Origin of the sequence: [Phormidium] sp. LEGE 05292, assembly GCF_015207735.1 — a bacterium.
Taxonomy (GTDB): domain Bacteria; phylum Cyanobacteriota; class Cyanobacteriia; order Cyanobacteriales; family Aerosakkonemataceae; genus Floridanema.
The window spans coordinates 1-10,968 of the sequence record NZ_JADEWG010000185.1; the positions used below are offsets into that span (position 1 = coordinate 1).

The 10,968-nt window shown below is 41.2% G+C and carries 13 protein-coding genes; 4 read left to right on the plus strand and 9 right to left on the minus strand.

What is annotated here, in order from left to right; all coding sequences use genetic code 11:
• Window positions 1–91 precede the first annotated feature (91 nt).
• Entirely contained in the window at window positions 92–229 is a 138-nt protein-coding gene (locus tag IQ264_RS28605; protein WP_193985402.1) for a hypothetical protein, read from the plus strand.
• A 317-nt stretch (window positions 230–546) separates the two neighbouring features.
• Here IQ264_RS28605 and IQ264_RS28610 read toward each other — a convergent pair whose 3' ends face one another.
• The 9 genes from IQ264_RS28610 to IQ264_RS28650 all read right to left on the minus strand — a co-directional run bounded on the left by IQ264_RS28610 (window position 547) and on the right by IQ264_RS28650 (window position 5,337).
• Window positions 547–2,061, minus strand: a complete 1,515-nt coding sequence (locus tag IQ264_RS28610; RefSeq protein ID WP_193985404.1) for a hypothetical protein — start codon at window positions 2,059–2,061, stop codon at window positions 547–549.
• Window positions 2,062–2,249: 188 nt separating this feature from the next.
• The gene (locus IQ264_RS28615) at window positions 2,250–2,891 is read right to left on the minus strand and encodes a hypothetical protein (RefSeq protein WP_193985406.1); all 642 of its coding nucleotides are present in this window, start codon (window positions 2,889–2,891) and stop codon (window positions 2,250–2,252) included.
• Between the two features lie 187 nt (window positions 2,892–3,078).
• On the minus strand, window positions 3,079–3,342 hold the full coding sequence (locus IQ264_RS28620) for a hypothetical protein (RefSeq protein ID WP_193985408.1): 264 nt from the start codon (window positions 3,340–3,342) through the stop codon (window positions 3,079–3,081).
• The gene (locus IQ264_RS28625) at window positions 3,332–3,475 is read right to left on the minus strand and encodes a hypothetical protein (protein WP_193985410.1); all 144 of its coding nucleotides are present in this window, start codon (window positions 3,473–3,475) and stop codon (window positions 3,332–3,334) included. The genes IQ264_RS28620 and IQ264_RS28625 overlap by 11 nt, the downstream gene beginning before the upstream one ends.
• A gap of 2 nt (window positions 3,476–3,477) precedes the next feature.
• Window positions 3,478–3,837 (minus strand): hypothetical protein, encoded by a 360-nt coding sequence (locus IQ264_RS28630; RefSeq protein WP_193985413.1) that lies wholly within the window; start codon window positions 3,835–3,837, stop codon window positions 3,478–3,480.
• Window positions 3,801–3,944 (minus strand): hypothetical protein, encoded by a 144-nt coding sequence (locus tag IQ264_RS28635; protein ID WP_193985415.1) that lies wholly within the window; start codon window positions 3,942–3,944, stop codon window positions 3,801–3,803. Before IQ264_RS28635 ends, IQ264_RS28630 begins: the two co-directional genes overlap by 37 nt.
• 20 nt (window positions 3,945–3,964) lie before the next feature.
• A complete protein-coding gene (locus IQ264_RS28640; RefSeq protein ID WP_193985417.1) occupies window positions 3,965–4,687 on the minus strand; it encodes a hypothetical protein in 723 nt (240 codons plus the stop codon).
• Window positions 4,656–4,994: a hypothetical protein gene (locus IQ264_RS28645; protein ID WP_193985419.1), complete on the minus strand. Its 339-nt coding sequence runs from the start codon at window positions 4,992–4,994 to the stop codon at window positions 4,656–4,658. Before IQ264_RS28645 ends, IQ264_RS28640 begins: the two co-directional genes overlap by 32 nt.
• A gap of 148 nt (window positions 4,995–5,142) precedes the next feature.
• Complete coding sequence (locus IQ264_RS28650; RefSeq protein WP_193985421.1) at window positions 5,143–5,337, minus strand: hypothetical protein; 195 nt, start codon at window positions 5,335–5,337, stop codon at window positions 5,143–5,145.
• Window positions 5,338–5,873: 536 nt separating this feature from the next.
• On the opposite strand from IQ264_RS28650, the gene IQ264_RS28660 reads away from it, so the two are divergent.
• The 3 genes from IQ264_RS28660 (at window position 5,874) to IQ264_RS28670 (ending at window position 10,494) form a co-directional block, all read left to right on the plus strand.
• A complete protein-coding gene (locus IQ264_RS28660) occupies window positions 5,874–6,173 on the plus strand; it encodes a hypothetical protein (RefSeq protein ID WP_193985425.1) in 300 nt (99 codons plus the stop codon).
• A gap of 497 nt (window positions 6,174–6,670) precedes the next feature.
• Complete coding sequence (locus IQ264_RS28665) at window positions 6,671–7,030, plus strand: hypothetical protein (protein ID WP_193985427.1); 360 nt, start codon at window positions 6,671–6,673, stop codon at window positions 7,028–7,030.
• Window positions 7,027–10,494, plus strand: coding sequence for a plasmid replication protein, CyRepA1 family (locus IQ264_RS28670; RefSeq protein ID WP_193985428.1), 3,468 nt, complete (start codon window positions 7,027–7,029; stop codon window positions 10,492–10,494). The genes IQ264_RS28665 and IQ264_RS28670 overlap by 4 nt, the downstream gene beginning before the upstream one ends.
• Window positions 10,495–10,968: the final 474 nt, after the last annotated feature.

The following is a 10,968-nucleotide window of genomic DNA, read 5'->3' on the forward strand; positions in this document are numbered from 1 at the left end:
TCTTGCTCACCAACGAGTTTATTTTAGGGCAAAAAACCCTGAAATGATTACCAGCTAATCATTTCAGGGTTTACGTTCTTCAATTTAGAAAATGATCAATTTTCCTTTAATATCTGCGGAATGTGGGCTAAGAGTTTTCGATGCACTCGTTTTGATTCGAGCGGCTTTACGTCAGATTTTAGGTATTATTGCTCAAAATAAAAACTGGGGAAATGAGGGGGAATATTAGGGTAAAGTAAGTACGAATACTTATTTTATTCGCTGCTAGTTTTCCCCACTTTTTCCCCTACAAATTCTTGGTTCTCTTGGGAGCAAGCAGTGGCGGAATGTACATCTCTACTTTCGGAGAATAATTAATCGCCGCTACCGCTTGTTGGGGGGGTATCCCCCAAACCCCCTCGCTTGTAACGCTTGTATTTGGTTTTGGTGCTGGAAACCAAACAAGTTAACTTTATTTACCCATATTGGCTACCAAAGAAACTTGGATTCGATGTGGGGTGTAGATTCAAGCTACACCCTAAAACACTTTTAGCTTTGAAAAACTCATCAGCGTCGCACGCGATGAGTAATGCCTAATTCATCCAAAATACTGTTTAATCTCTCCCTTAAAGTTTGACCAGATTCATCTAATTGGTCAGTTGCTCTACCTGGTTTTACGCCATAAATCAGTCTGATTAACTCATTCTTATTTCTAATAGTTGGTTGTCCGGTTGCACGTTTTCGCCAGTTCCAATACCAATCTATTGTTGTGCGCTCTAAATCGCTAACTGGTTGCTTTCTATCAAAGAATTGATTGGACGGACGAAACCGAAGCATATAGTTATTATTGTCTGATTCCTGATAGACATCTTGAGCATATTCTGTTATGTGCTCCGGCAAGTAATCAATCACTTCTGCATCTTGAATTACAGCAGTTTTGTCAATTTGTTGTTGCCAATTAGGGAGATTTTGAGGTTTCATCAACAGTTGTAAACCATCACTGCTAGTCGCCATTTGTGGCAGGTCTTGCAGTTGTAATTCACTCTGAAGTAATAAAAACTGTGCCGCTATAGCCCTACTAAACTTCTCAGTAGTTAGATTACTTGTGCGGTGCGGTAAACAAGTAAATATGTACATCCCATCTGCTAGGAATTGAGAGGAAACATATTTAAGTTTCAAACCTTTAGATTTGTAGAACAGCATAACTTTTGTGGCTGTAAGTTCGCTGTGTCCTGTCCCTTTTGGCAGTTCAATGTCATCCAATTCTTGAATGCGATTATCTAAAGCAATTATTTTCTGCTGTTGAATTTTAATGGTTGATTCTAGTTCTCTGATTTTGTGTAGAAGTGGGTCAACTTCGAGAGAAATTCGCTTGTTGACTTCACCATCCACATCGGCGGAGTAAGTGTTGGCTAGTTCCTCTAAAACTTCACGCTTAACACCTTCTAGGTAATTTAGAAACTCCTGCTCCCGAACTTCCTCACGCTTCTGCCTCTCCGAATCCCAGCCTTCTTTCTCTGCCTCTAAACGCGATCGATCTGCCTGAATCTCTGCCTCTAAGATACCTCTAGCAGCTTGAATTTCTGTTTGGGCAGCTTGTTTGAGTGCATCCAGTTCTACCTCTTGCCTCTGGCGTTCTGCATAAAGTTTCCGCTGTTCCAAATCAATATAGAGCATATACTCGTTACGCTCAGAATCTAATTGTTTGTGACCCGCCGCTAACTGTTTTAACTGTTCCTCTCTGTCCTCTTGTAACTGTTGCAAATGTTCTTCTCGATGCCGTTGCAGATGTTCTTGAGCTAAAGCAGCTTGCTGGATAAGTTCAGTAACTCGCTGTTTCTCAGGTTCCAGTTGTCTTAGTTCAGCAGATAGGCGATCGATCTCCTGCTCCAACACCATTACAGTGTCTAGTTTTTCACCTTCTTTAAATAATCGGTTTTGGTGTTTGTGATAGGCAACTGCTAAATTAGTGCTACCAGGAAGACAAAGTAAGCCTATTAACGTAACTTTTAATGGGGATTGTACCGGAACCATGTAAACGCCCAATGCTGCGAAGAAAGATAACCAAGTTAACAAATTCATAAGAAAAACCCGTCAATATAAGACGGGATAAAAACTATTTTTTAGATGGCATTAAAAAAATGAACGCACAAGCAAACAACGCGAGACTAACTATTGCTACCGGAACAGGATCTATTGAAAAAACCTGAATTAAGGAACTGAGAAAGAGGGCAATTGTACATCCGAAAGCCCCCATACTTAGCCAGAAACTAATCTTCATCAGTAAAACTAATGTCACGCTTGGAAACGTTAGACCATCCTCCTAAATTCATCTGCGTTTTTTGGTCGGAAACTTCACGCTGTTTGTGCAAATTATCAGCAACATTCTTTCTAATTTGCAGCAAGTCATCATAAATCCCAGCATTGATATTAGTGGTTTCAATCTGCAAGTTAGCTTTGTTCGCTTCATCTGTAAATTTAGCAATTGTGCGAACTAATTTAGCAGTCTCAATGCCAGTTTTTACCTTTTCTCTGTTGAGCTTAATTTGCTCTTGCTTAACTCGTTCTTCCCCTTGTTTGGTTTTCAGCCAGTTTACTGTTTGATCTATCTTGACTTTATCGATCGCTCTGTCAGCATCAGTCTGTTTTTTAGATCCATCTTCAATTAATGCACGCGGATCTATTGTACTTGGATCTAATTCACTGACATTAATTAAATCGTGTGAAACTGGTTGAACTGGAGATTTTTGAAATAGTCCGGCACTACCAACAGATAAACTACCGCTACCGCTACTATTTGATTGTGAAATTGCACCACTAGGAGAAGTTGCTAAACTCAATAAAGATGATGCACTTCTTACACCCGCTAATGATGAGGATTTAGATTTAGTTGATGCTGTAATTTTAGCCATTTTTGAAACTCCTAAATGTGTGGAACTAAACGGAACTACGGAACTAACTGGAACTAAATCAGACATCGCTGGAACTTTGAGCGGAACTAGCTAGAATCTAGTTCTGGTAATAGTTTTGGCATCTGGAACTACCTGGAACTTGGAACTAATAAAATAGAGTGGAACTGCACAATCGTGTGATTCTTGCTCAGTCTTTTGGTTCCAGTTGAAAGCCGGAACTTTGTAAGCACTTCTCTAAAGCAGTTAATTTTTTATTGTCTGCTCTCAATTCTCGGTTGTCTTTGACTAGCTGTAAGTTGTTGCGAGTAAGACGTGCTTTTTCTGAATCATTGTAGACTGCCAAAATCATTGAACCACCCCATAAAACTACAGCTAGGAAGATAACGAAAGTCCAAGACCAAGAAAATTCTCTAGCCCATGTTGGTAGCCTATCTTGCAGTCTATCTCGCATTTTGATTAACTTGAATTGATGGATTATTGATGAAATAAACTCCAGATACGCCGATAATTGAAAGGCTAACAATAGCCACAGCTTTTACAATTTGATGCCAAACTAAAACTTGGTGGTAAGATTTTCTGCTCATAATTAATTAATTGCCTCTAATTTGCTAACCGACCCTTGATAATAGCCAACCATTTGACCTACCGAAAAGCTAATACAGCCAATCATCAAACCAGCAAATAAAAGAGGAACAAAGTTAACTTCTTGGGTGTTAGTTTCTGCCTGTGCGTGTGTGGCTGATTGCGGTTTTACTTCTGCTGATTTGATAGGAACAATTGGGGCATCTACAAGAGGCTCAACGCTAATTGTTCGCTCAGTCCTGCCCACATTGATTGGGCTTCCGTGAGCGTCAGCCGAACGGGCAAAATACAGTTGAATAATTGTTTCAGCATCCTCATCTTCTCCCATCAAAATAATCCGAGCATTTCGCTGGTTTGTTGCCATTCTCTTACCTGTTCTGCTGTTGGTTCTGTGTAGGGTAATTCTGGTTTTAATTTGTGTTTCTTGCGGTGGGTAATACGGACTTTCTGTAATGCGAATTTACCCACCATCGCTAACAACAATAATCTGATTAATTCTCCAGTAGTAATTTCAGCCCCGATGTTGAGGGCTTTCCCTTTTTTCCCAGTGATTGTGTAAGTTTTTTTGAGAACTCTTCCAAAGATTTAGGGTCGTCACTGGTTAGTAATTCTTCTAACTCTTTGTCGGTTTCTTCTCCAGTTTGTGAGTCTGTGAAACTGCTTAAAAGATTTAATTGTTCGCTCAAATCAATGGCGGTATCCTCATTCAATGCTGTTAATCCAGCAATCATTTGGAGGTTGTAACCCTCTTTAATTTCTTTCAAGTCTTTCTGTGCCATCTGCATCCCAGTTAAGCGGTTGGCTTTTGATTTTTGGGCAGATGCTTTAACTAATTTGGCGACTTGTTCCTGGGTTTTATTGGCAATAGCATCACTAGCTTTAGTAATTGCTGCTTCCTCAGTTTCTTCCGGTTCTTCTTCAGGAGTGGGAGCAGTTTTGTCAGATGTTTCTGCTTTCTTAGACTGGCGCAAAAGTTCTTCTGCGTCTATTTCTTCTTCGGGTTCTTCTGGTGTAATTTGTTCAGGTTGTTCTGTGGTTTCTGAATCGGAGTCAATAAAATGTTTGGCAACTTCTTTTAATTCTTCTGTTTTCTGTTCTGGAGTTTTGGAAGAGTTTTTTAGTTCGATAGGGACTGGGTTTTCTAGTAATGCCTTAGCATCTACATTGGTCTTTTTACGTCCATTACCATTTACTGCAAATCCGTTCGTATTCATCTTTTAATCTCCTGAATTGTTCGTCCAAATCAATACCGAAATGGCCAAGAATAAACACCCGTTGTTTTTGGTTTAAGTTCCCCCACATCTTATGGGAGTGGTAGCCATATCTAGCGGCTAAGAAGAGCTTAAGAGCTAACATTTCTCTAAGTTCAGTCCAACCTATACGGCTTATTTTTAAGGTTTCTAGGTAGAGGTTGAACTGTTGCCTATTACTGATTTTTAAAAGCTGTCTAGCCGCTTTCTTGCTGAAGTACTTTGTCCCGTTTGATTCGTAGGTTTTTACATGAAAAACTGTTGTAGTCATAGAGGGTTATAGAGTCTGACTGTTAGCCAGCTACCGCACCTATCCGGGTAGTCAACTGTTAGCTGGTTAACATGATTAGATATTAAAAAACCCGCCTATATTGCGGGTAGTGTGTCATTCACACTTTGGTTATTTACTAGTGTGGTAATCACATCATTTGTTTAAGCAGTCCGAAGTAATTGCAAATATAGTCCGGTGGTGTCGCCTTTCTCTTGCTGTGTTCACTGGAAAACCAGCATTTTAGAGTTTCGATCGGAACACCTGAGAGCATAGAAATTTGGGCAACAGATAAACCAGTTTGTTGCCTAAACTCTTTGGGGTGTAGGGGTTGAAATGTCATCATGTTTGTGTCACTCCTGATTCGTCTTGGGGGTACAGCCAGGGGACTAGGTTAGAGCAGTTCCCCTGGTTCTGAATTTTTACCGAGTTGATTGATCTAGTTGGTCTTGTTTGGTCTTAAGCATTAGATTCGACCTTTGAGCTTTGCTCATCTATCCCGTATTAGTGCTACTTCGTAATATATTGGAGTAACACCAAAAAGAATAGCACACAAATAACACAGTGCTACACCATTATGATATATTTAGTAACGCAGAGCTATACGGAGTAAGATTAAAGGGATGTATGCCACTCAACTAGAAACCTTGCCAGCGAAAAACTTAAAACGAATCACTACTTATGTAACGCCTGAAGTGTGGGCGCTTATCCAGCAACACGCCAAAAAAGAGAACCGGACGTTCTCGAATATGGCTGCAACTTTTCTCGCTCGGTGCGTTCTGCCACCTGAAGAGCGTCCCTAGTCGCGTTCAGTCCCTTATGGGGCTGTATATATTGGTTTATAAATTTTCTCTGACAGCTATTTATTAGAAAAACAGCAACATGATTCAATTAATTTTGTGTTTTGATGCGATAACTTACACCCCACAATTACCACCAGTAAATTACCCTGCTTCCGATAACAGAGGCACATCAATCCGAGGCAACCGAGGCAGAGCTTCTGACAATAGAGGTACTTCAATCCAAGGTGATAGAGGTAGGGGAAAAGCCAGCGACGATCGCCGCACTACCCACCAAGGTAGTAGGGGCAGAGCTAAGGGAGCAGACAACGAAGGCGTATCAATTCGCGGACGGAGGGGAAATAGCAAAAAGCGATCGCGTAGTACGATCGCAATTTCTTAACTTTTTGACCACTCTCAACCTATTGATTAGGTCGGTCAAAAGGATGTAAAATAATAACGTTTTCCTATGCCGGAAGTTGGGGAACTGAAGCTTAGGAATTCAAAAAAAACAATATCCACATTTATTATGCTGTTATCTCACGAAAACTGCAAGTATCTTTTTGGGCGATTTTCTTATATAAATTCCAATAATCCTGCTTTAGCTTCTGAAAACTTTGCACTATGCCTTTCTAAAATTTTCGAGCATGGTGCAAACTGCCCAGACTGCAACCAATACTTAGATCAGAGCGATAAAATTTCTTATAGTAATTTCCCTTGCAGCGTAGGGGGATTTAATGCAAGGAATTCTGAGGCTGGGGACGGGCGCTCGCCACACTATGCAGCTCTTCAATGCTATTCTTGCGGTCGGTGGTTGAAGTGGTTGTCTAAACCAAAAGACGCAGTTAGACAGAATCATACAGTATTTGCACAAATAAATAAAGTGGGAGGTGACTTGTAATGGTTGCCTCTACTCCTCAAAAATGGAATTGGGATAAGTCCAGAGTTGATAAAGCATGGTCATTCTTAGATGCCCAGACTAGAGAGATGGGTTACACCCTTGCTGAAACTTGGACTTTAACAACAAAGTTTATAGACGATCGCACAGATGAGCCAATACTTTTAAATGATTCCGAGCGGAGTTTTTTGGATGAACTGGACGACTTTTTTGCTAATGATGAATATGCTTCAGATGAACAACTCGATCGACTTTATTTTATCGTCTGTGAAGTCCACAAAAAATGCACTGAAGGATTAGGGACTGCAAGACAACTAAAAAGTATTGCTCCCATTAAAAACTCAATGGAGGTGCAGCTATGAACTACGCACCTACCTGGGATTTAGAAAAAAGAGAAATTACATTATCGCACACAGCAAGAAAGGAAATCATCAAAGGCAGTGCGATCGCTCCAGACATAGCACTGGCAAACTTCCGCTCGGTACATCAAGATGAAGGCTTTGAGTTCTTAATCGATATAAATAAAGTTTCAGGGAGAAAGCAACCTCCAGCACAGTGGAACTGGTACAATCAGAGAGATTTTAGCTATTGCTCTGGCTGGGTATTCCAAGGAGCAGACCCGCTAAACAATGGGGAACCGATGGATTGGGGGAGCCTGAAACCCACCACACCCCGAAGCGTGAACGGGAAAACCACCAAATACGAACACCCCCAAAAGACCAATACAAGGGCATTCTTTCCCCATGTAACGTGGCGTGCAGGCTATCGAATGGCTGTTCGCTGTGGACTGGGTAGCGAGTACCTGGAAAGGGCGCACGCAGCTTATGTCAAACCTCATGGTTTTTGCGTTATTGATGGGATTGAAGACATCCCTAATCGATGGCTAAAACGGAATATTGATAAGGGCTTTTGGCAGTGGGTTAAATCTAAAATTGGGATACCAATTATCATAACAGAGGGAGCCAAAAAAGCAGCTGCTTTGGTTTCGGCTGGGTATGTGGCGATCGGACTCCCTGGAATTTGGAACGGACGCAGAGTTGATAAAGACGCAGCAACTAAAACTTCATCATTAATCCCTGAACTGCAAATTTTCACGCAGAAGGGTAGGACATTTGTTTTCTGCTTTGATAGGGATGAAAAACCATCCACTCTTAAAGCAGTTCGCTCTGCTACTTGGCACACAGGAAAACTTTTATTTGATGCTGGATCTGAAGTAAAAGTTTTATCTTGGGATCTACCACACAAAGGAGTAGACGATTTATTGGTAGCTAAGGGAGAAGAATATTTTGAGAAAATTTTCTCTTTAGCACCAACATTCGCTGAGTGGCAGTGGTTAATTAGGAAGCCATCCCAACTATTAACACCCGTCACAGTTGGGTTAAATGTTCCAGATTTATCTACCATCGGACTGGAACTTCCCAAGACTGGGATTGTGGGAATTATATCACCTAAAGCGACAGGGAAAACCAAATTAATTGCTTCCCAAACCAGACAATTGGATGAGTTTGTAAGCATCACCCACCGAATATTTTTAGGGCGCTCGCTTGCTCTTAGACTGGGTTATACTTGGCGCACTGACGCTGATAGGGGATTAGGAGTATGGCTAGACTCTGACGGGGAACCTACCTTAAGATTGGGAGGCTGCATCGAGGCTTTACTCGCGTTTAATCCTTCTGAGTTTAGCGATTTTGACATAATTATTGACGAAGCTGTGCAGGTTATTCGAGCGCTTCTTACCTCTTCCACCTGCAACCAAGATGGCAAAAGACCAGCAATACTTGCACGTTTTACCGAACTAATCAGAAAAGCACGGCGAGTAATTTTGGCTGATGCTGACTTAGACGATACAACTATCAACTACATCAAAACTTTACGGGGTGAGGATAGCTGCTATCTAGTCAAAAACGATTACAAATTACCCGGATATGATGTAGAGTTATTCGTTAGCCCTGATGATTCTGCTATCATCTGCCACGCAGTCAAACTTGCTAATGAAGGCAAAAAGTTACTGATTCAAACTGATAGTAAATTAGCAACTAAATTACTAGAGAGAATGATTAAAGAAGGGCTGAAAGTCCCTGGTCATCGCATTCTCACGATTAATGCTGAAACTTCAGGAGACGAACAGGCGCAAAGTTACGTCAAATTTATAGAGAGCGAATATCAAAAGTATGATGTAGTGATTGCCTCTCCTTCTATGTGTACTGGGGTAAGCATTGAGATGCACTGGTTTGATGAGGTTATCGGTGTTTATTACGGGGTGTTGAATGATGGGGACATTGCTCAAGCTTTAGCAAGAGTAAGGGAGCCAATCAAGCGCACTGTTTGGGTTAATCAGTTTGGGAGAAATTACTCTAAAGTTTCTTGCTCGACTTATCCAGAAATTGTCAAAAAAGATTTGTTTACTAAGAACGAGCGCGAAATAGCTTTAATCCGTCCTAGCTTACGCCCGGACTTACTACCCTTCGTGGATTACCAATACGAGCGAGATAACGACCCACATATCAAAACTTTCTGCAAGATATCTGCTGAACACAACTATTCAATGTGGGCATTAAGAGACAACTTTATTGCCCGAATGAAGTTAGAAGGAAACACACTCACCACTAAAGAAATCAGGACAGATAGCGATACCAAAACTTCTTTAAAGGAATTAAGAGAAGAGATTGAATGGGATGGATTTTGCGAGATTGCAACAGCTAAACCTTTAGATGTTGAGGAAAAGGAAGACATTAAGAAAAGCGAACAACTAACCAGAGAGCAAATTATCAGGCAGAAGAAAACAGAGGTAATGATGTTCTGCAATGTTGTAGAAGATTTCAATCCACTGTTGGGAGGTTCCGAACAAATAGCTAGTTATTGTCTGTTCAAAAAACGGAATCCAATTGCGGCGGCAATGGTTTTAAATCAGTTTGAAATTACCCCCGAAGTAGTGGAAGCTGTGGAGAAGCACGGGCACCAATTGACCCGCTATGAAGATTTGCAATATGGCATTGAGGAAAACTCCGATTCCCAGGGGGGGAGATATGCCCTTTCGCTCGAACGTTCTGAACGTATTATCTACAAACAAGCAAGCTGGGGGTATATCCCTTATGCCCCAGACCTACCTACAAGGGAACAAGAGCGTTACCTACTTGAACGGCTGGGATTCCCAGAATATATTGATGTGTTTTTAGGTGGCGCAACACTCACAGAGGGAGATTTACAGAATCTATGCGATGAAATCCGAAAGTACCATAAAGACTGCAACGAAGTTCTCAAGATTGGGTTTAGTCCCACATCTAAAAAATGGAGCAATGTCAGGATTTTTAACCGATTACTTGAACGGCTGGGTATCCCGGTAATTAGCGAACGATTTGGACGGGAGCAAGCAAGACTTACCCGACTGGATGAGGAGAAGTGGGAGATTCGCTCGCGCATTCTGCAACGTCGCGCACTGCATAGGGAGATAGTTCAGGTTTTAACTCAAGCTGAACCCGCACCCGAAAAAGTTCCGTTGGGAGAACCATTAGCTATCTACCTACCTGTCTCGACTGCTGAAACGAATGTTGTAATTGAGGATGAAAATTTATTAAACCATCCAATTACAACATCCATTCCAGCCGATGAACTTGCTCTCTTAATTAACGGAGAGGGCGGCGAATCCTATACAGAGAGAGACTTTGCCGACATTTTTTATTGGTTAAAAGCAGCCTGCACGGATCAGGCTTCAGCTTCAATCATTCTCCCAACCATTAAAAGGTTGAACATCCCCCAAAGAATTAAGCGGGTGGTTTGGGGCTGGTTACTGTACGTTCGCTCATTTTTGAAGGGTAAGAGGAATTAATAGCTTACTGTGTAAGGTTTCAACGTGATTGTGGATCGGATAAAACCATCACCATGTAATACTTGGCAAAGGTAGATCGGATTGACGCTGTATTACACGGTACGAAGGAAGTCAAATCTTGCCGTGTAATACTGGGAAGCCCAGAGAATTCGCAGAAAAGACTGTGAACCTACAGGGTTTCGGTGTAATACACGGTTGAGGTTGAAATCGGACATTCTATTCCCTGTCTTAAAGTCTAGGGAGTGCTGATTTTATAGAAGAAAATCTCGTAATTAGGTCTTAATGTGCAATGAATCTAGCTGATAGAGAGATTCAGGCATTTTCATCAGTGCCAGAATCTGTTTTTGAACCCACATTCCGCAGAAATGACTCAGATTTACTAATATTTTTGAAAAACTTACTATAAAAAATTATTTTATCCGCCTTATTTTAGGTGTAAATTCATTTTTGATATTCCTGATTAGGGAAAATTAA